Source organism: Streptomyces sp. NPDC059010, from assembly GCF_042740355.1.
GTDB lineage: Bacteria > Actinomycetota > Actinomycetes > Streptomycetales > Streptomycetaceae > Streptomyces.
Genome location: NZ_JBHYJA010000002.1, coordinates 344,512 through 364,213, shown reverse-complemented (window position 1 = coordinate 364,213; position 19,702 = coordinate 344,512). Strand labels below are relative to the sequence as shown.

General features: G+C 70.8%; 15 protein-coding genes. 4 read left to right on the top strand and 11 right to left on the bottom strand.

The features are described 5' to 3' along the window. Positions 1-122 precede the first annotated feature (122 nt). From ACFWYS_RS03775 to ACFWYS_RS03725, 11 genes are all read right to left on the bottom strand, one after another. Positions 123-530: a hypothetical protein gene (locus ACFWYS_RS03775; RefSeq protein ID WP_384762791.1), complete on the bottom strand. Its 408-nt coding sequence runs from the start codon at positions 528-530 to the stop codon at positions 123-125. A gap of 46 nt (positions 531-576) precedes the next feature. Then, entirely contained in the window at positions 577-936 is a 360-nt protein-coding gene (locus tag ACFWYS_RS03770; RefSeq protein WP_384762788.1) for a hypothetical protein, read from the bottom strand. Between the two features lie 44 nt (positions 937-980). Beyond that, on the bottom strand, positions 981-1,556 hold the full coding sequence (locus tag ACFWYS_RS03765) for a hypothetical protein (RefSeq protein WP_384762785.1): 576 nt from the start codon (positions 1,554-1,556) through the stop codon (positions 981-983). A 168-nt stretch (positions 1,557-1,724) separates the two neighbouring features. Next, positions 1,725-2,234 (bottom strand): DUF1990 family protein, encoded by a 510-nt coding sequence (locus tag ACFWYS_RS03760; RefSeq protein ID WP_384762782.1) that lies wholly within the window; start codon positions 2,232-2,234, stop codon positions 1,725-1,727. Between the two features lie 71 nt (positions 2,235-2,305). Beyond that, the gene (locus ACFWYS_RS03755) at positions 2,306-3,973 is read right to left on the bottom strand and encodes a M4 family metallopeptidase (protein ID WP_384762780.1); all 1,668 of its coding nucleotides are present in this window, start codon (positions 3,971-3,973) and stop codon (positions 2,306-2,308) included. Positions 3,974-4,183: 210 nt separating this feature from the next. Further along, a complete protein-coding gene (locus tag ACFWYS_RS03750; protein WP_384762777.1) occupies positions 4,184-6,226 on the bottom strand; it encodes a M4 family metallopeptidase in 2,043 nt (680 codons plus the stop codon). Between the two features lie 294 nt (positions 6,227-6,520). After that, positions 6,521-8,551 carry an NAD(+) synthase gene (locus tag ACFWYS_RS03745; protein WP_384762774.1) on the bottom strand — a complete coding sequence of 677 codons (2,031 nt, stop codon included), beginning with the start codon at positions 8,549-8,551 and terminating at the stop codon, positions 6,521-6,523. Between the two features lie 53 nt (positions 8,552-8,604). Next, on the bottom strand, positions 8,605-10,356 hold the full coding sequence (locus ACFWYS_RS03740) for an ABC transporter ATP-binding protein (RefSeq protein WP_384762831.1): 1,752 nt from the start codon (positions 10,354-10,356) through the stop codon (positions 8,605-8,607). Positions 10,357-10,490: 134 nt separating this feature from the next. Next, positions 10,491-12,203, bottom strand: coding sequence for an ABC transporter transmembrane domain-containing protein (locus ACFWYS_RS03735; protein ID WP_384762771.1), 1,713 nt, complete (start codon positions 12,201-12,203; stop codon positions 10,491-10,493). 41 nt (positions 12,204-12,244) lie between these two features. Next, the gene (locus ACFWYS_RS03730; RefSeq protein ID WP_384762768.1) at positions 12,245-14,098 is read right to left on the bottom strand and encodes an ABC transporter ATP-binding protein; all 1,854 of its coding nucleotides are present in this window, start codon (positions 14,096-14,098) and stop codon (positions 12,245-12,247) included. Further along, entirely contained in the window at positions 14,095-15,906 is a 1,812-nt protein-coding gene (locus tag ACFWYS_RS03725; protein ID WP_384762766.1) for an ABC transporter ATP-binding protein, read from the bottom strand. Before ACFWYS_RS03725 ends, ACFWYS_RS03730 begins: the two co-directional genes overlap by 4 nt. A gap of 206 nt (positions 15,907-16,112) precedes the next feature. Between ACFWYS_RS03725 and ACFWYS_RS03720 the strand changes: the two genes are divergently transcribed. The 4 genes from ACFWYS_RS03720 to ACFWYS_RS03705 are packed head-to-tail and all read left to right on the top strand — an operon-like array spanning position 16,113 to position 19,698. Continuing rightward, positions 16,113-17,042, top strand: coding sequence for an ABC transporter ATP-binding protein (locus ACFWYS_RS03720; RefSeq protein ID WP_384762764.1), 930 nt, complete (start codon positions 16,113-16,115; stop codon positions 17,040-17,042). Continuing rightward, complete coding sequence (locus ACFWYS_RS03715) at positions 17,039-17,788, top strand: ABC transporter permease (RefSeq protein WP_384762761.1); 750 nt, start codon at positions 17,039-17,041, stop codon at positions 17,786-17,788. Before ACFWYS_RS03720 ends, ACFWYS_RS03715 begins: the two co-directional genes overlap by 4 nt. A 25-nt stretch (positions 17,789-17,813) precedes the next feature. Next, positions 17,814-19,076 (top strand): sensor histidine kinase, encoded by a 1,263-nt coding sequence (locus tag ACFWYS_RS03710; RefSeq protein ID WP_384762758.1) that lies wholly within the window; start codon positions 17,814-17,816, stop codon positions 19,074-19,076. Then, entirely contained in the window at positions 19,069-19,698 is a 630-nt protein-coding gene (locus ACFWYS_RS03705; protein ID WP_384762756.1) for a response regulator, read from the top strand. The genes ACFWYS_RS03710 and ACFWYS_RS03705 overlap by 8 nt, the downstream gene beginning before the upstream one ends. Positions 19,699-19,702: the final 4 nt, after the last annotated feature.

Below are 19,702 nucleotides of genomic sequence, written 5' to 3'. Positions count from 1 at the left end.
TAGGGGGGGGGGGGGGGGGGGGGGGGGGGGGGGGGGGGGGGGGGGGGGGGGGGGCGCCCCCCGCGGGGGGGGGGGGGGGGGGGGGGGCCCCCCCCCCCCGCGCTCGCGCGGACTGCTCGTGGTCAGGCGATGGCCGTTGCGTAGGCGCAGTTCACCAGTGCCCCGCCGTTGGTCTGGCACATCGTCAGGGAGACGGACTTGCCGTCCGTGATGTCGAGGTTCTTCTGCTGCCAGCTGCCTGCGCCCGCGGTGTTCTTGATCTCCGCCGAGCCGCCGGACCAGGTGGCCTTGATGTACACCCCGCGGCCGTCGGCCTCGTGGTCGTTCGCCCACAGGTACTCGCCCTGGGCGGTGAAACCGGCGGTCGAGACCGCGTCGCTGCCGTAGGCGGGGTTGTACCAGCCGGTGTCGCAGTCCCGGCCGTCCAGGTCCACGCCGACGAAGCAGCGCTTGTCGTACGTGTCGGCCGAGGACACTCCCGCCATGGCGCCGACCACCAGCAGCGCCGCGGCTGTTCCGACGGTCCCCATTCTGAGAAACGTGCGCATGATTTCTTGCTCTCCCCCCAGGCCGGCTCTAGGCCGTGCCGATGCAGTACGGAATGACGTTGTTGGAGTTGAAGTCGATGCCGCCGGTGGTGGTGCCGTCCCAGTTGCCGAGGAATGCCCCGACGTGGACGGTCGTGCCCTCGGCTATGGAGAGGTTCACGTCACGGACGCCGCTGTCCGCGCCGTTCCTGTTCCAGTACCAGTAGTGGCCGTCGCCGTAGATCTCGATGTGCCCGATGGCGGAGTGGCCGTCGGCGAAGACGTCGTCCACCAGGAGGTGCTCGCCGTACGCCTTGAACGTGGCCTTGGCGCCGCCGTTGTCGGAGGAGTCGCTGCAGTTCTCCTCGGCGTGGGCGGTCGTCGACAGCCCCAGAGTGAGTGCCGCCATGATCGGAACAATCGCCGCCGCACGGCTGAACGAGCGCATTCTCATTACGTCCCCTTCTTTCGCGGTGATATGCAAGAGGCCTCGACGACGAGCTTCGGTCGCAGATCTGCCGAGAAAGGTGTCCCGGCAGTCGGACTCTGCTTGCAGACTTCCCACGACCAATGGCGCCCGCCGGTCCTGTGTCCCTTCGCGTCCAGCGTGTCGACGCTGATGCGGTCCGGAGCGAATCCCGCCTCGACGAGTGTCTGGACCGCCTTGCGCAGGTTCACGCCGAGAACCTTGGGTGTTTTACCGGGCGGCATGTCCCCGCCGACGCGAAGTGGGCATTTCTCGGAACGCCGGACCGCGAAATAGTCCACGGCGCTGAGGTTCGGCTTCTGCTTCTCGAAACACGCCTTGAAGTGGCTCGCGTAAGCCGGGCTGATGTACCGGCCCAGGCTTGTCGCATCGCGGAGGGAGAAACCCTTCCCCTGGTCCGCCGCCGTTTTCATGGCCGTGTCGAGCGGGAGGTCCACTCGGCGAATGGACGGCTCGGGCCCTTCGTCGGCCGTATCCTGATGGCCGCAGGCGGTGGCACCGCCCAGAATTGCCAGAGCCGCTATCACGCTCGCGAGTCTCACGGAATCGCTCTCCCCCCGGTATGGGGTAAAGGAATCATGGATGCGTTTGTCGGGTCAAGGGATTTTCCCGATCAAGGAGTTCTGCGAGGTCAAAGGGTTTTGCGGATTAAAAGATTCCGGGTTATTGTCCTCATTGTGGGGTAATTCCGATAACGCGGAATCGCCCGGTCAGTACTCCTGTGTCGGTGTGCACAATCGCCGCAGTACCGCTCCGCAGCGCCGCGCATACGCATGCTGCAGGACCCGGGTGGCCGGGCCTCCCGCCCGCGCGTACCACTTCGCCCCGCGGCTGAACGCGTTCACCGTCAGCCAGACGGTCCCGTCGCCCGTGCGCTCCACGACGAACGACTCCTCGCCGCACTCCGGATGACCGGAGAGCGTGCCGTACGCCCAGCCGATCCGTCGGTGTTCCGCGACCGTCCAGACCACCCGGCAGGGTGCCTTGATCATGCCGGCGAGGGTGACCGTGACCTCGACCTCGGGGGCGGCGCGATCGGCCGAGGCGTCGATGCCGACGCCCATCGCGCGGTGCATCTCCCAGGTCATGACCGCCTCGGCGGCTCTGCGGAAGACATCCTCGCCCTCGCCGATGCGGGTGCGCACGTGCAGGGGGTGGAAGCCGGGAGGGCAGAAGCCGGTCTCCCGGGTCGCGCCGACGTGGTCGTACGTGAAGGACATGGGTCACAAGCGTAAGGCGGCACCCGGGGATGCCTTCGTCCCGGGTGCCGCCTCGGACAACTACGTGCGCGTCAGCTCACGTTGATGGCGGACCAGGCCGCCGCCACCGCCTTGTACTCGGTGCTGCCGGTGCCGCCGTACAGGGCGGACGCCGCGCTCAGGGTCGCCGTGCGGGCGGCCTTGTAGTTGGTGGTCGACGTCATGTACTCGGTCAGCGCCTTGTACCAGATCGCGGCCGCCTTGTCGCGGCCGATCCCGGTGACCGTCGAGCCGTTGGACGTCGGGGAGTCGTAGCTGACCCCGTTGATCGTCTTCTTGCCGCTGCCCTCGGACAGGAGGTAGAAGAAGTGGTTCGCCGGGCCCGAGGAGTAGTGGACGTCCAGGCCGCCCAGCGAGGAGGACCAGCTGTCCTTGGACGCGCCGTCCTTGCTCGGCTTGTCCATGTAGCGCAGCGGGGTGCCGTCGCCGTTGATGTCGATCTCCTCGCCGATGAGGTAGTCACCGACGTCGGAGGAGTTCTTGGCGTAGAACTCGACCGCCGTGCCGAAGATGTCGGAGGTGGCCTCGTTCAGACCGCCCGACTCACCGGTGTAGTTCAGGCCCGCGGTGTTGGAGGTGACGCCGTGCGTCATCTCGTGGCCGGCCACGTCCAGCGAGGTCAGCGGGTTGGTGTTGCCCTCGCCGTCGCCGTACGTCATGCAGAAGCAGCTGTCGTCCCAGAAGGCGTTCACATAGGCGTTGCCGTAGTGGACGCGGGAGTAGGCGGCCTTGCCGTCGTTCTTGATGCCGGAGCGGCCGAAGGTGTCCTTGTAGAAGTCCCAGGTCTCCTGCGCGCCGTAGGCCGCGTCGACGGCGGCGGTCTGGTCGGTGGAGGAGCTGGAGGCGGTGCCGGTGCCCCAGGTGTCGTCCGCGTCGGTGAACAGCGTGCCGGCCGACGAGCTGGTGCTGCGGGCCTTGTTGTACGTCTTGTGGCCGCCGCGCGTGGTGTCGTAGAGCTGGAACGTCGAGCCCGACTTGGTCGTGCCGAGCGTGACCGTGCCCGAGTAGAGGCTCTTGCCGCTGCCGGTCTCGATGCCCTGGTACTCGAAGAGCTTCTTGCCGGTGGCGGCGTCGGTGATGACGTGCAGCTCGTTCGGGGTGCCGTCGTCCTGGAGACCGCCGACGACCGTCTCGTAGGCGAGGGTCGGCTTGCCGTTCGCGGCCCAGATCACCTTGCGGGGCGCCTTGTCCGCCTCGGTCTTCTTCGAACCGGCCGACTTGGCGAGCGAGACGGCCTGGCCCTCGGCCTTGGCCGCGCTGATCGCCGGCTTCAGCGAGGCGACCTTGATGGTGGCCTTCGTCGCCTTGGTGACGCCCTGGGTCCTGCCGGCCTTCGACTCGTGGACGACCAGGTCGCCGCCGAGGACCGGGAGGCCCGCGTAGGTGCGCTCGTAGCGGGTGTGGACGGTGCCGTCGGCGTCCTTGACGACGTCCTTGACGACCAGCTTCTCCTGGGCGCCGAGGCCTATCGCGTCGGCCGTCTCGGCGGCCTCGGCCTGCTGGTCCTGGATGAGCGCGGTGCGCGCGGCGGGGGCCAGCGCGACCGGGACGGCGAGCGGGCTCGCCTTTCTGCTGCCCTGCGCCTGGTCATCGGCGGCTGAGCTGCCGGCGGTCAGACCGGTGGTGAGGAGTGCTCCGGCCGCCACGGCGGTGGCGATGGCCAGAGTGGTGCGCTTGCGACGCGCGTAGAGGGGGGTCACACGAGCTCCTTTTGTGGGGGAAGCGCTGTGGTGCTTGTGCGGCGGTGCACGAACTGTGACACCGGGGGCGCGTACATGTCAGGAGGGTGCGGTGATGTTGGCCAAAACTTGACTGTCCGGTAAATGTTTCAGAAATGTGAACGGGCGCCGTCCCGACGGGAGTTGAACCCGCCGAGACGACGCCCTGTCAGAGGCCGACCGCGAACCGGCCTACGGGAAGGTGAGCTTCCAGCTGTTGATGTAGCCGGTGTCGATGTCCGCGTTGTCCTGGACCCGCAGCGTCCAGACGCCGTTGGCCACCTCGGAGGAGGCGTTCACCGTGTAGGTGGTGTTGAGGTTGTCCGAGCTGCCGCCCGTGCCGTACCCCTTCAGCGTGTACACCGTGCCGTCGGGGGCGAGCAGATCCACCTTGAGGTCACCGATGTAGGTGTGGACGATGTCCACGCCGACCTGGAGGTTGGACGGCGCGTTGCCGGTCCGGCCGGAGACCGTGATCGGCGACGTCACGGCCGCCCCGTTGTCCGGGATCGACACGTCGGTGTCGCTCTCGAACGACGTACCGCCACCGCCGCCGGGGCGGGAGCCCACGCTGACGCCCGCCCAGGCGTCCTGCACCGCCTTGTACTCGGCGCTCGTGGTGCCGTACAGCTCACCGGCCGCCGCGAGGGTGCCGGTGCGGGCGCCCGAGTAGTTGGTGTTCGAGGTGAACTTGGTGGTCAGCGCGCGGAACCAGATCTTCTCCGCCTTGTCGCGGCCGATGCCGGTGACCGGAAGGCCGTCCGAGGTGGACGAGTTGTAGGTGACACCGTTGATCGTCTTGGTGCCGCTGCCCTCGCTCAGCAGGTAGAAGAAGTGGTTCGCCGGGCCCGACGAGTAGTGCACGTCGATCGAGCCGATGCCCGAGTACCAGCTGTCCTTGGACGAACCGTCCTTGCTCGGCTTGTCCATGTAGCGCAACGGGGTGCCGTCGCCGTTGATGTCGATCTCCTCGCCGATGAGGTAGTCACCGACGTCGGAGGCGTTGTTGGCGTAGAACTCGACGGTCGAGCCGAAGATGTCGGAGGTCGCCTCGTTCAGACCGCCGGACTCCCCGCTGTAGACGAGGCCCGCGGTGTTGGAGGTGACGCCGTGGGTCATCTCGTGACCGGCGACGTCGATGGACGTCAGCGGGTGGGTGTTGCCCGAGCCGTCGCCGTACGTCATGCAGAAGCAGCTGTCGGACCAGAACGCGTTGACGTAGTTGTTGCCGTAGTGGACCCGGGAGTAGGCGCCGACGCCGTCGCCCCGGATGCCGCTGCGCCCGTGCACGTTCTTGTAGTAGTCCCACGTCAGCGCGGCACCGTAGTGCGCGTCCGCGCCCGCCGTCTCCAGGTTGGACGGGTTGCCGTTGCCCCACACGTCGTCGGAGCCCGAGAAGAGGGTGCCGGTGCCGGAGGTGCCGCGGTTGAGGTTGTACGTCTTGTGGCCGCCGCGCGCGCCGTCGGTCAGGTTGTACGTCGACCCCGACTGCGTGGTGCCGAGCGTCACCGTGCCGCTGTACATCGTGTTGCCGGTACCGGACTCGATGCCCTGGTACTCGTACAGCTTGGCGCCGGTGGCGGCGTCGGTGATGACGTGCAGCTCGTTCGGGGTGCCGTCCTCCTGGAGGCCGCCGACGACGGTCTCGTAGGCGAGGGTCGGCTTGCCCTTCGCGGCCCAGATCACCTTGCGGGGCGCCTTGTTGACGTCCGGGCTCTTGGCGTCCTCGGCCTTCGCCGCGGCCAGCGCCTGCTTCTGGGCCTTGGCGACGGACACGGCGGCGGTCGTGGTGGCCGGCTTGATGGCGGCGCGGGTCGCCTTCACGACGTCCTTGGTGGCGCCGGACTTCGTGGTCTCGACGACCAGGTCGCCGCCGAGGACGGGCAGACCGTCGTAGGTCCGCTCGTAGCGGGTGTGGACCGTGCCGTTGCCGTCCTTGACGACATCACGGACGACCAGCTTCTCCTTGGCGCCCAGACCGAGGTCCTTGGCGGTGTCCGCCTTGGTGGCGTTGGCCTCGCGTATCAGCTCGGCGCGCTGGGCGGGGGACAGCTTGACGGCCTCGGCGCCCGGGATGACCTTGCCCGCGGCCGACGGTGCCTTCTCCGGGGCTGCGGTGGCGGCGCCCGTCTGGACGGCCGCGGCGATCAGGGCGGAGACGCCTACGAGGGCCACGGCTGCGGCCCGGCGCTGCGTCGTGTGGGGGGTGCGTCTGTGGGAGGAACTGTCTCTCAACACTGACTCCTTCTGCGCGGCCGCGGATCACGCGGCCAGGGGAGACCGGCCGGCGGGTGGGCCGTCCGGGCGATACGGGGTGGTACGCAGAACGACGTGCGCGTGCGGGAGTTCGGCCGCGGACACCGTCATGTGACGGTGTTGTGGGGTTGCTGTGTCGCGGCCGTGGGAAGAGTGCCAGCTGACTGCGGTTACTGTCAGGACCGCGTCAGGAACTTGGCTGGAAATCGTTCGTTGTCCGGGAGTTCACGTTCGATAAACGGAACAGCAAGGGACCAGACGCCGATCAGATGCTCACTCGTCGATACGGCTGAGATCCCGTAGCCAGACAGCCGCGTTGCCGTCGGACGGCGCGCGCCAGTCGCCGCGCGGCGAGAGCGAACCGCCCGCCGAGACCTTCGGGCCGTTCGGCATCGCCGAGCGCTTGAACTGTGCGAACGCGAAGAAGCGGCGGCAGAACACCTCAAGCCAGCGCCGGATCTCGGCCAGGTCGTACGCCACCCGCTTCGCCTCGGGGAACCCCGGCGGCCAGGCACCGGCCGCCGTGTCGTGCCAGGCGTGCCACGCCAGGAACGCGATCTTCGACGGCCGGAAGCCGTACCGCAGGACATGGAAGAGCGTGAAGTCGTGCAGCGCGTACGGCCCGATCTTCGACTCCGTCGACTGCATCTCCTCGCCCGGTACCAGCTCCGGGCTGATCTCGGTGTCGAGGATCGCGGCCAGCGTCCTGCCGGTCTCCGCGTCGAACTGCTCGCTGCCGATGACCCAGCGGATCAGATGCTGGATCAGCGTCTTCGGCACACCCGAGTTGACGTTGTAGTGGCTCATCTGGTCGCCGACGCCGTACGTGGACCAGCCGAGCGCCAGCTCCGACAGGTCGCCGGTGCCGAGCACGATGCCGCCGCGCTGGTTGGCGAGGCGGAACAGGTAGTCGGTGCGCAGGCCCGCCTGGACGTTCTCGAAGGTGACGTCGTACACCGGCTCGCCGGACGCGAACGGGTGGCCCATCTCCTTCAGCATCAGCCGCGCGGTCGGCGTGATGTCCAGCTCGGCCGCGGTGACGCCGAGCGAGTTCATCAGCTTGTGGGCGTTGTCCTTGGTGTGGTCGCTGGTGGCGAAGCCCGGCAGGGTGAACGCCAGGATGTCGCTGCGCGGACGGCCCGCGCGGTCCATCGCCCGGGCGGCGACGATCAGCGCGTGCGTGGAGTCCAGACCGCCCGACACCCCGATGACGACCTTCGGGCCGCCGATCGCGCCCAGCCGCTGCTGCAGACCGGCGACCTGGATGTTGTACGCCTCGTAGCAGTCCAGCGCGAGCCGGTCGGCGTCGGCCGGCACGAACGGGAAGCGCTCGACGCGGCGCTTCAGCCCGAGATCGGCGGTGGGCGGGTCGAGCCGGAACGGGACCCGACGGAAGTCACCCGTCCGCCCGGCGTGCGCCCGCCGGTTGTCGTCGAAGGTGCCCATCCGGTGCCGCTCCTGCCGCAGCAGGTCGAGGTCGACGTCGGCCACCGCGTACTGGTCGCCGAGCGGGAAGCGGTCCGACTCGGCGAGCAGGGCGCCGTTCTCGTAGATCATGGTCTGTCCGTCCCAGGACAGGTCCGTGGTGGACTCGCCCAGACCGGCCGCCGAGTAGACATAGGCGGCCAGGCAGCGCGCGGACGCCGCCCGGCACAGCAGCCGGCGGTCCTCGGCCCGGCCGACCGTGATCGGGCTGCCCGAGAGGTTCGCGAGCACGGTCGCCCCGGCCAGCGCGGCCTCCGCGCTCGGCGGCACCGGCACCCACATGTCCTCGCAGATCTCCGCGTGCAGCACCAGGCCCGGGACGTCCTCCGCCTCGAAGAGCAGGTCGATCCCGAACGGCACCTCCGCGCCGCCGACCCGGATCGTCCCGCCGCGCTCGTCCTCGCCGGACGCGATCTGGCGGCGCTCGTAGAACTCCCGGTAGTTCGGCGGGTACGACTTCGGCGCGACGCCCAGGATCTGGCCCCGGTGCACGATCACCGCGCAGTTGTAGATCCGGTGGCGATGACGCAGCGGGGCACCCACGACCAGCACCGGCAGCAGGTCCGCCGACCCGGCCACCACGGTCCGCAGCGCCTGCTCGACGTCGTCCAGCACCGGGTCCTGGAGCAGCAGGTCCTCGATCGAGTAGCCGGTCAGGCCCAGCTCGGGGAAGACGGCGACCGCGACGCCCTCCCGCGCGCACGCCTGCGCCTGCCGCAGCACCGCCTCCGCGTTGGCCTGCGGGTCGGCGATGACGGTGTGGCCGGTACACGCGGCGACCCGCGCGAAGCCGTGCTGGTAGATCGACCAGAAGTTCAACGGACTTCCCCAGGAGAAGCGGACAGTGCTTGCCCCGAGCATAGATCGCCTGATCAGGCCGACGCCGCTCCGGGCGAGGCGGGGCGCTCCCCGTGCCACGACCGCCACAGCGCCGCGTACGCCCCGTCCGCCGCGACCAGCTCGTCGTGTGTGCCGAGCTCGGTGAGACGGCCGTTCTCCATCACGGCCACGCGGTCCGCGTCGCTGGCGGTGTGCAGCCGGTGCGCGATCGCGATGACGGTACGGCCGTCCAGTACGGCGGCCAGGGCGCGCTCGGTGTGCCGGGCCGTCGTCGGGTCCAGCAGCGCCGTCGCCTCGTCGAGGATCAGGGTGTGCGGGTCGGCCAGCACCACGCGGGCGAGCGCCAGCTGCTGGGCCTGCGAGCCGTCCGTACTGCCGCCGCCGTCGCCCAGCGCCGTGTCCAGGCCGTCGGGCAGCCGCCGTACCCAGGTGTCGGCGCCGACCGCGGCGAGGGCGGCCCACAGGTCCTCGTCCGTGGCGGACGGCTCGGCGATACGGAGGTTGTCGCGGACCGTGCCGAGGAAGACATGGTGCTCCTGGGTGACCAGCACGACCTGGCGGCGCAGCTGCTCCGGGCCGAGCGCGACGACCGGCACCCCGCCGACCGTCACCGAACCGGCGGTCGGCGCGTCCACGCCCGCGAGCAGCCGGCTCAAGGTGGTCTTCCCGGCGCCGGACGGGCCGACGACCGCGAGGCGCTCTCCCGGCCGCACGGTCAGGTCGACATCGCTGAGGACCTCGCCGCCACGGTCGTAGGCGTACCGCACGCCGGTCACGTCGATACGGTCGTCCGCGGGGGCGGGGGAGTCGGACTCCCTCGCCTGCGGGGCCTGCGCCAGGCCCTCCACCCGGGCGAACGAGGCGCCGCTGCTCTGCAGTTGCTCGACCCGCATCAGGATCTCGTCGAGCGGACCGACCATTTGCTGAAGGTACAGCGCCGCCGCGACCACGGTGCCCAGGCTGATCGTGCCCTGCGCGTGCAGTGCGCCGCCGACGAGCAGGACCGTCGCCACGGGGACGAGATAGGCGATCTCGACCGACGGGAAGAACACCGAGCGCAGGAAGAGGGTGTGCAGGCGGGTCCGGCGGGAGGTCTCCAGCGCGTCCCGGCTCGCCGTCACCCGCCGCCGCTCCAGCCGCAGTGCCTCCACCGTGCGGGCGCCGGACGCGGTCGCCGCGAGGATCTCCGCGACGTCCGAGGTGGCCGCGCCCTCGGCCAGGTAGCCGGCGCGGGCGCGGCGCAGATACCAGCGCAGCACCGGCCAGAGGCCGGCCAGGCCGAGCAGACCGCAGGCGCCGAGCAGGGGATCCAGCGCGACGACCGCGCCCAGCAGGAACAGGACCTGGACGGAGTTGATGAGCAGCTCGGGCCCGGCGTCACGCAGGGTGGTGCCGACGGCGGCCACGTCCGCGGTGCCACGCGCCGTCAGATCTCCGGTGCCGGCCCGTTCCACGACCGACGCGGGCAGGGCGAGCGTGCGGTCCACGAACTCCTCGCGGACGCGGGCGAGGGTGCGTTCGCCGAAGCGGTGGCCTACGTAGCGGGCCCAGCGGGCCAGCAACAGCTGGGCTGTAGCCGCTATCAGAATGGCCAGGGCGAGTTTGTCCACGGCCGATGTGCCGCCGCCGCGTCTGACTTCGTCGATGATGCGGCCCACCAGCCAGGGGCCGGCCAGACCGGCGATCGCTGCGAGGGAGTTCAGGGCGAGTACGGCCGTGAAGGATTTGGCGTCGGCTCGGATCAGGCGGATCGTGGCTTGTCTTACATCTTTGGGTTCCGCGATGAGGAGGGTTTTGCGGGGGAGAGCTCGGGACTTGGGGTTGTTTGCCGGGTGCGGGTGCTTCGTGGCTTGTCGCGCCCCGCGGCGGAGCCGCTTATTGATACGGCCCCGCGCCCCTGAGGGGCGTTTGGCTTCCGTCACCGGGCAAGCTCCTCGGCGTCTTCGTCCCGTGCCACCAGTGCTCGGTAACCCGGATCGGTGTTCATGAGTTCTCGGTGGGTGCCGGTGGCTGTGACCTTGCCGTCGACCAGGTAGTGGACCGTGTCCGCTCGGTCGAGGACCAAGGGGGACGTCGTCGTCACCAGCGTCGTACGGCCCCGTCTCGTCGTGTGCAGGCGTTCGGCGACCTGTGCCTCCGTATGGGCGTCCAGTGCCGATGTCGGCTCGATCGCCAGCAGCACCTCCGGGGCCGCCAGCAGTGCGCGGACCAAGCGGACTCGCTGACGTTGGCCGCCGGAGAGGTTGCGGCCCTGGGCGTCGATCGGGGTGTCGAGGCCGTCGGGGAGGCCACGGACGATGTCCTCGGCGACCGCCGTGTACACCGCTTGAGTGATCGCCGACTCGTCCCGGTCCGCGTGGCCGGCCGCCAGCTCCCGCAGCGTGCCCGCGAACAGGTCGGCCTCGTGGTCGGCGACCAGGACGCGCGCCCGGACCTGCGCCAACGCGATGTCGCTCAGGGGCACTTCGCCCCAGGTCGCTGCCGACGGGACATAGCGGCCGAGGCGGTCGACGACGGTCGTGGCGTCGGCCGGCAGCGCGGCGGCCAGTGCGGTGAGCCGGCCCGGCGGCACCCGCACCCCGGACTCGGGGTCGTGCAGTGCCGCAGGCTCCGCGGGCGCGTCCCGGGTGCCGGTGTCCGCCATCGGCTCCAGCCGCAGGAACCGTACGACCCGCCGCGCCGCCACCACTCCACGGCTGACCTGGTAACCGCACTCGATGAAGAACGCCACCGGCCCCACCAGCACCGCGACATAGCCGTACACCGACACCAGCTCGCCCACGGTGATGGCCCCCTGCGCGGCCAGCCGTGCCGCAAGCCAGGTCACCACCGCCAGGAACAGCGTGGGCAGCCCCACGCCGAGCGCCTGCACCCAGCTGGTCACCGCCCCGACCCGGTACCCCTGCGCCCGCAGCCGCTGCGAGTCCCGGTGGAAGGCGTCGGCGATCAGCCCCTTGCCACCGAGGCCGTTGAGGACACGCAGGCCGCCCGCGAGGTCGGCGATCCGTGCGGTCAGGACGCCCTGCCGCTCCCGGTACTCCGTCTCCGTACCCTGCAACCGCCCCAGCAGCGGCCCGACGAGCACGCCGACCAGCGGCATCCCGAGCAGCACCACCACGGCGATCGGCATCGACACCGACACCAGCAGACCGGCGACCACCAGATAGGCGACGACGGCACCGACGCCCGGCCCGACGACGGTCAGGGACTGGCTGATGGTCTGGACGTCGCCCACGCCGATCGTGACGACCTCCCCGGCCCCGATCCGGCGGGGCAGCGTGGCACCCAGTCGTACCGCGTGCCCGATCAGCACCTTGACCGTGCGGAAGTTGCTGTCCATCCGCACCCGCGTCATCGTGCGGTGCCGCATGATGCTCAGCCAGGCGTTGAACGCCCCCACCGCGCACAGCGCACCCGTCCACGCCGCCAACGCGCCGTAATCACCGGCCGCCAGCCCGTCGTCGACGGCACGGGACATCAGGTACGGGGTCGCCGCCAGCAGCACCATCCACACACTGGAGATCAGCGCACCCATCGCCGACCGCAGAGGCTGGCGCATGACGAGCCACCACAGATACCGCCATCCGCCACGAGAGTCGGGTGTCCCCGGATCCTCGTACGCGTCGATCATCGTTCCCCCGTTTCGCGCAGTGCTGTGCTGTGCCGTGCCGCTTACGCCAGACTGTCCCGCCATGCCCGGTGCAGATCCGCGAACCTGCCCGTCCCGGCGATGAGTTCGGCCGGTGTGCCGTCCTCGACGATCCGGCCGTGCTCCATGACCAGGACCCGGTCGGCGATCTCGACCGTGGACAGGCGGTGGGCGATGACGACGGCCGTGCGTCCGTGGAGGACCGTCGACATCGCGCGCTGCACCGCCCGTTCGCCGGGGATGTCCAGGGAGCTGGTCGCCTCGTCCAGGATCAGTACGGCCGGGTCGGCGAGCAACGCCCTGGCGAACGCGACGAGTTGGCGCTGACCGGCGGAGATACGGCCGCCCCGCTTGCGAACGTCGGTGTCGTAGCCGTCGGGCAGCGAGCCGATGAAGTCGTGCGCGCCGATGGCCTTGGCGGCCCGCTCGATCTCCTCGCGGGTGGCGTCGGGCCGGCCGATGGCGATGTTCTCGGCGACCGTGCCGGAGAACAGGAACGCCTCCTGCGTCACCATCACCACCCCGCGCCGCAGCTCGGGCACGGCCAGTTCGCGCAGGTCGACGCCGTCCAGCAGGACCCGGCCGTCGGAGGGGTCGTAGAAGCGGGCGAGCAGCTTGGCCAGGGTCGACTTGCCGGCGCCGGTGGAGCCGACGACCGCGACGGTCTGACCGGCCGGGATCGTGAGGTCGAAGCGGGGCAGCACCTCGCCGCCGGTGCGGTAGGCGAACCGGACGCCGTCGAAGACGACCTCGCGGCCGGGGTGCTTCGACTCCGGTGCCGGGAGCGGGCGGGGGGAGTGCGGTTCCGGGACGGACGGTGTCTGGGCCAGCAGTCCGGCGATCTTCTCCAGGGAGGCCGCCGCCGACTGGTACGAGTTGAGGAACATGCCGAGCCGGTCGATCGGGTCGTACAGGCGGCGCAGATAGAGCACGGCGGCGGCCAGCACACCGAGGGCCAGGGTGCCGCCCGCGACCCGGTAGGCGCCCCACAGCACGATCCCGGCCACCGCCGTGTTGGCGACGAGCCGGGACCCGACGACGTAGCGGGCCATCTCCAGCAGCGCGTCGCCGTTCGTGCGCTCATGGCGGGTGTTGAGGACCCGGAAGCCGGCGTCGTTGACGGCCTCCCGCCGGAACGCGCGCACCGGGCGGATGCCGTTCATCGTCTCCACGAACTTGACGATCACGGCGGCGATGGCCGTGGACCGCAGGGTGTACACGCGGGCGGCCCGCCGCCGGTAGAGCCGTACGAGGAGATACAGCGGCACGAACGAGGCCACGGCGACCGCGCCGAGACCGAGGTCCAGCCACAGCAGCATCGCCGAGATGTAGACGAAGGACAGGATGACGGTGACCAGTTCCTGCAGGCCCTCGTCGAGCAGCTCGCGCAGCGACTCCACGTCCGTGGTGGAGCGGGAGATGAGCCGGCCCGAGGTGTAGCGCTCATGGAAGTCGATGCTCAGGGCCTGGGCGTGGCGGAAGATACGGCCGCGCAGATCGAGCAGCACATCCTGGTTGACCCGGGCGGAGACCAGGATGAACCCGTACTGGAGCGCGCCCGAGGCCAGCGCGCACAGCAGATAGCCGACCGCGACCGCGATCAGCGGCCCCAGGTCGTCGCGCCGGAACGCCGGTACGGCCGAGTCGATGGCGTACGCCACCAGCAGCGGGCCCGCCTGCACCGCCGCCTGCTGGAGCAGCAGCAGGAGTGTGGTGAGGGCGACGCGGGCCTTCATCGGGGCGAGCAGGGAGCGCAGCAGGGCGGACGTGGCGCCCGGGGGAGTGGGCAGGACGTCGTGGTCGAAGGGGTCGCCGGGCCCCGGGGGCCGCTCGGCCGGCTGTTCCTTGCCCGGTGCGGTGGCGGTGGTCGCCGTCATCGGTCGGCCTCCTCGGTCCCGGCCATGAGGTGGGCGTACTCGGCGTTCGTGCGCAGTAGTTCGTGATGGGTGCCGACGGCGGTGACACGGCCGCCGGACAGCAGGGCGACCCGGTCCGCGAGCAGCACGGTCGACGGGCGGTGGGCGACGATCAGGGCGGTGGTCTGCGCGAGCACGTCCCGCAGGGCGGCCTCGACCGCGGCCTCGGTGTGCACGTCCAGCGCGGACAGGGGGTCGTCCAGCACCAGGAAGCGGGGCTGTCCGACGACCGCCCGCGCGAGCGCCAGCCGCTGCCGCTGCCCGCCGGAGAGGCTGAGCCCCTGCTCGCCGACCTGGGTGGCGGTCCCGTCGGGCAGGGCGTGCACGAAGTCGGCCTGCGCGACCGCGAGCGCCCGCTCCAACTCGGGCTCACCCGCGTCGTCCCCGGTGCCCATGAGAACGTTGTCCGCGACGCTGGCCGAGAAGAGGGTGGGCTCCTCGAAGGCGACGGCCACCATGGAGCGGAGCTCCTCGCGGGTCATCGCGGTGATGTCGTGACCGTCGAGGGTGATGCTGCCGGACGTCACCTCGTGCAGGCGGGGGACGAGCGCCGTGAGAGTCGTCTTGCCGCTGCCCGTCGCACCGACCAGGGCCATGGACTCGCCGGGGCGGATGTGCAGGTCGACGCGGTCGAGGACGGGCGGGGAGTCCTCGGGGGCGTCGGGATAGCGGAACGAGACGGCGTGGAAGCGGATGCCATCGTTGCCGGCTGCGGGGTCGTGGGGGCTGGTCGCGCAGTTCCCCGCGCCCCTGTGGGGCGCTTCCGTCTCCGGCGTTTCATCCATCACCTCGAAGTACCGCTCCGTGGCCGTCGCCGCCTCCTGGCTCATGGCCAGCAGGAACCCGATCGAGTCCACCGGCCACCGAAGCGCCAGCGCGGTCGACAGGAACGCCACCAGCGTGCCCGCCGACAGCTCCCCGTCCGCCACCCGCACCGCACCCAGCACCAGCGCCGCCCCGATGGCCAGCTCCGGCAGCGTCACGATGACGCCCCATATCGCCGCCAGCATCCGGGCCTTGCGCAACTCCGTGCCGCGCAGCGTCCCCGACAGCTCCCGGAACGCCCGGGCCTGACTGCGGTGCCGCCCGAAGCCCTTGATGATGCGGATCCCGAGGACGCTCTCCTCGACGACCGTCGTCAGATCGCCGACCTGGTCCTGCGCCCGGCGCGCCACCGTGGCGTACCGCCTCTCGAAGATCACACAGGTGACGATCACCGGCACCGCCGGGATCAGGATCACCAGCCCGAGCGTCCAGTCCTGAAGCAGCATGATGATCACGCCGACGAGGATGGTGACGCCGTTGACCAGCAGGAACGTCAGTGGAAACGCCAGGAACATGCGCAGCAGCATCAGATCGGTGGTGCCCCGCGACAGCAACTGCCCCGACGCCCACCGGTCGTGGAACGCCACCGGCAGCCGCTGCACATGCCGGTACAGATCCGCCCGCATCGACGCCTCGACCCCCGCCAGCGGCCGCGCCACCAGCCACCGCCGCAGGCCGAACAGCAGCGCCTCGGCGACCCCGAGCAGCAGCAGACACAGCGCCCCGAGCCACACCCCGGCCGGATCCCGGTCGGCGACCGGTCCGTCCACCATCCACTTCAGGACGAGCGGAATGACCAGCGCCAGACAGGAGGCGACGACCGCCACGAACGCGGCCGTGAACAGACGCAAACGCACCGGCCGCACATACGGCCACAGTCGCAGCAGCGTACGTACGGCGGATCGGTCGGACCTGTCCTCTGCGGTTGCACGTGTCGTCACCATCAGCAGCGAGCCTACGGATCGCCACTGACACTGCCCACCGAGTTTTGGCCGGTCCGCGATCGGCCGCTGGTCCTACGACCTGCGCGTTCGAGGGATCGGACGCAGTGATGCGAGGGGGTCGTACGACGCCGTCAACCGATCGGTCGATACGGCTTCGAGCGCGACGGCCGATGTGCCGGCCCCCGCCCCGCCGCGACGCTGATGCCATGTCCGTCATAGAAGTCACCGACCTGCGCAAGTCCTACGGCGGCCGAACCGTCGTCGACGGCGTCTCCTTCGCCGTCGAGGAGGGCGAGATCTTCGGCATCCTCGGCCCCAACGGCGCCGGCAAGACCACCACCGTCGAGTGCGTCGAGGGCCTGCGGGTCCCCGACGCCGGCCGCGTCCGGGTGACCGGCCTCGATCCCGTCGCCGAGCACGAGGCCACCCGCCGGGTGCTCGGCGCGCAGCTCCAGGAGAGCGAGCTGCAGGCCAAGCTCACCGTCCGCGAGGCGCTGGAGCTGTACAGCGCCTTCTACCCGGACCCGCTCGACTGGCGGCCGCTCGCCGAACGCCTCGGCCTGACCGCCAAGCTCACCAGCCGGTTCGGCAAGCTCTCCGGGGGCCAGAAGCAACGGCTGTTCATCGCGCTAGCCCTGGTCGGCAACCCCCGGGCCGTCGTCCTGGACGAGCTGACCACCGGCCTCGACCCGCGCGCCCGCCGGGACACCTGGGAGCTGATCGAGGACATCCGCGCGAACGGTGTGACCGTCCTCCTCGTCACCCACTTCATGGAGGAGGCACAGCGGCTCTGCGACCGGATCGCGGTGATCGACAAAGGCCGGGTGGCCGCCCTGGACACCCCGGCCGGGCTGATCCGCCGCTCGGCGGGCGCCACCGTCATCAGCTTCACGCCGTCCGCCCCGCTCGACGAGCGCGACCTCAACGCGCTGCCCGCGCTCGCGTCCGTCGAGCACCGGGACGGCCGGATCACCCTCGCCGGCACCGACGAGACGGTCAACGCCGTCCTCACGCTCCTCGCCCGCACCCACATCACGGCCCATCAGCTCCGGGTCAACGACGCCACGTTGGACGACGCCTTCCTCGACCTCACGAAGGGCGACACGACGAGCGACACGAAGGAGGCAGCGGCATGAGCGCGGCCCTGATCAACACCGCCGTACTGAGGACCGAGGTCCGGCTCTTCCGCCGGGAGCCCGGCGCCCTGTTCTGGATGCTGGGGTTCCCGACCCTGCTGCTGGTGATCCTCGGCTCGATCCCGGCCTTCCGGGAGAGCGACCCGTCGTTCGACGGGCTGCGCCCGATCGACGGCTACGTCCCGGTGGCCGTGCTGCTCGGCATGATCGTCGGCGGGATCCAGGCGATGCCGCAGACCCTCACCGGCTACCGCGAACGCGGCATCCTGCGCCGGATGTCCACCACCCCCGTCCGTCCGGCCGCCCTGCTGTCCGCGCAGATGCTCCTCTTCGGCGGCGCCGCCCTGACCTCCGCGCTGCTCGCCCTGGCGGTCGGCCGGCTCGCCTTCGACGTACGGCTGCCGCGGCAGGGCTTCGGATACGCCATGGCCCTGCTCCTGGCCGTGCTGGTCGCCCTCGCGCTGGGCGCCGTGATCTCCGCGCTGTCCCGGACGACGAAGATCGCGGGCGCCATCGGGTCGGCCGTGTTCTTCCCGGCGATGTTCTGCGCGGGCGTGTGGATGCCGGTGCAGACCATGCCGGACGTGCTGGCGAAGAGCGTCGGCTACACGCCCTTCGGCGCGGCGGCCGAGGCCCTGAACCAGGCGGCGGCGGGGGACTGGCCGGGCTGGGGCCATCTGGGCGTGCTCGTGGCCTGGACGGTGCTGCTCACGGCCGGAGCCGCGCGCCGGTTCCGCTGGGAGTAGGCGAGGGGCCGTGCAGACTGAGTGCATGACCGCGGGGGACGCACAGATCGACCGGCACTGGGAACAACTGCACACCTGGGGGCCGTACGGGCTGCTCGGCGTCAGCGTCGCCCTGTCGGCCGTCAGCCCGGACCTGATGAACGGGCCCGTCGAGTGGTACGGCGCCGGGGCCCTGGTCCTCGCCGGGATCGCACTCCAGCTGTGGTGGCACCGCACCCGGCCGCGCCGCACCGACCGCGGCCGGACGCCGTCCCGGGCCGGGACCGCCTACTACATCGTGCGCTGGGCGATCGCGTTCGCGCTCACCTGGATCAACCCGTTCTTCGGGTTCTACGCGGCCAGCGGCTACATGGACGCCGACGAGCTGATCCCGGGCATGTGGCGACGGCTCGGACTGTTCGCGAGCGCGGTCACCCTGGCCGGCTCGCAGTCCGGCGGGCTGCCACCGAAGAACGTGGGCCAGTGGGGCGCCTTCGCCGGGCTCCTGGCCGCCAACTTCGCCCTCCAGTCGGTGATCGCCCACCTCACCGAGCAGGAGGAGCGGCGCTCCCGCGAACGCGCCGCCACCATCGCCGAACTCGAACGCACCAACACGGCGTTGCAGCAGGCCCTCGACGAGAACGCCGCCCTCCACGCCCAACTCCTCGTCCAGGCCCGGGAAGCGGGCGTCGCCGACGAGCGCCGCCGGCTCGCCGCCGAGATCCACGACACCATCGCCCAGGGCCTGACCGGCATCATCGCCCAGCTCCAGGTCGTCGCGAGCGCCCCCGACCTGCCCACCGCCCGCACCCACCTCGACCGCGCCGCGACCCTGGCCCGGCACAGCCTCGGCGAGGCCCGCCGCTCGGTGCACAACCTCGCGCCGGTGGCGCTGGAGAACGCGGGGCTCGCCGAGGCCCTGAAGAAGACGGTCGCCGAATGGGGTGAACGGACGGGTGTACGGGCCGATTTCACCGTCACCGGCACGGCTGAGCAGCTCCACGACGAGGTCGCGGCGACCCTGCTGAGGATCGTCCAGGAGGCGCTGTCCAACGCGGCCCGTCACGCCCGGGCCTCCCGCGTCGGCGTCACCCTGTCCTACCTGGGCGACGAGGTGATCCTCGACATCCGCGACGACGGACAGGGCTTCGACCCGCTCGCCCTCCCCGAACGCACCCGCACCGGCGGCTTCGGCCTGGACGGCATGCGCGCCCGCGCCGAACGCATCGCGGGCTCCCTCACCGTGGAGTCCGAGCCGGGTCACGGCACGGCCCTGTCGGCTCGCGTACCGTTGGTCCGCCATGACTGACGAGGTCTCTTTGCTGATCGTCGACGACCATCCCGTGGTACGGGACGGTCTGCGCGGCATGTTCGACAACGCCCCGGGCTTCCGGGTCCTGGGTGAGGCGTCCAACGGCGTCGAGGCGCTGGAGCGGGCCGCCGCCCTCGACCCGGACGTGATCCTGATGGACCTGCGCATGCCGGGCGGCGGGGGAGTCGACGCCATCCGGGAGCTGACCCGCCGCTCCGCCCGCGCGAAGGTTCTGGTCCTGACGACGTACGACACGGACTCCGACACGCTGCCCGCGATCGAGGCGGGCGCGACGGGCTATCTGCTGAAGGACGCCCCGCGCGACGAGCTCTTCACGGCCGTCCGCGCGGCGGCGGAGGGCCGCACCGTCCTCTCCCCGGCCGTCGCCTCCCGCCTGGTGTCGGCGGTCCGCGCCCCCGGCAACGAGCCGCTCTCCGCGCGCGAACGCGAGGTGCTGGCCCTGGTCGCCAAGGGCACGTCCAACCGCGAGATCGCCCGCGAGCTCTTCATCAGCGAGGCGACCGTGAAGACCCATCTCACCCACCTGTACGCCAAGTTGGGCGTCAACGACCGCGCGGCGGCGGTCGCGACGGCGTACCAGCGGGGGATTCTGGGCTAGCCGG

Excerpts from the sequence above, each read along its gene's own strand:
- ACFWYS_RS03775 (WP_384762791.1), bottom strand. The coding sequence starts at position 530 with ATGGGGACCGTCGGAACAGCCGCGGCGCTGCTGGTGGTCGGCGCCATG.
- ACFWYS_RS03770 (WP_384762788.1), bottom strand. The coding sequence starts at position 936 with ATGGCGGCACTCACTCTGGGGCTGTCGACGACCGCCCACGCCGAGGAG.
- ACFWYS_RS03760 (WP_384762782.1), bottom strand. The coding sequence starts at position 2,234 with ATGTCCTTCACGTACGACCACGTCGGCGCGACCCGGGAGACCGGCTTC.
- ACFWYS_RS03735 (WP_384762771.1), bottom strand. The coding sequence starts at position 12,203 with ATGATCGACGCGTACGAGGATCCGGGGACACCCGACTCTCGTGGCGGA.
- ACFWYS_RS03730 (WP_384762768.1), bottom strand. The coding sequence starts at position 14,098 with ATGACGGCGACCACCGCCACCGCACCGGGCAAGGAACAGCCGGCCGAG.
- ACFWYS_RS03725 (WP_384762766.1), bottom strand. The coding sequence starts at position 15,906 with ATGGTGACGACACGTGCAACCGCAGAGGACAGGTCCGACCGATCCGCC.
- ACFWYS_RS03720 (WP_384762764.1), top strand. The coding sequence starts at position 16,113 with ATGTCCGTCATAGAAGTCACCGACCTGCGCAAGTCCTACGGCGGCCGA.
- ACFWYS_RS03715 (WP_384762761.1), top strand. The coding sequence starts at position 17,039 with ATGAGCGCGGCCCTGATCAACACCGCCGTACTGAGGACCGAGGTCCGG.
- ACFWYS_RS03710 (WP_384762758.1), top strand. The coding sequence starts at position 17,814 with ATGACCGCGGGGGACGCACAGATCGACCGGCACTGGGAACAACTGCAC.
- ACFWYS_RS03705 (WP_384762756.1), top strand. The coding sequence starts at position 19,069 with ATGACTGACGAGGTCTCTTTGCTGATCGTCGACGACCATCCCGTGGTA.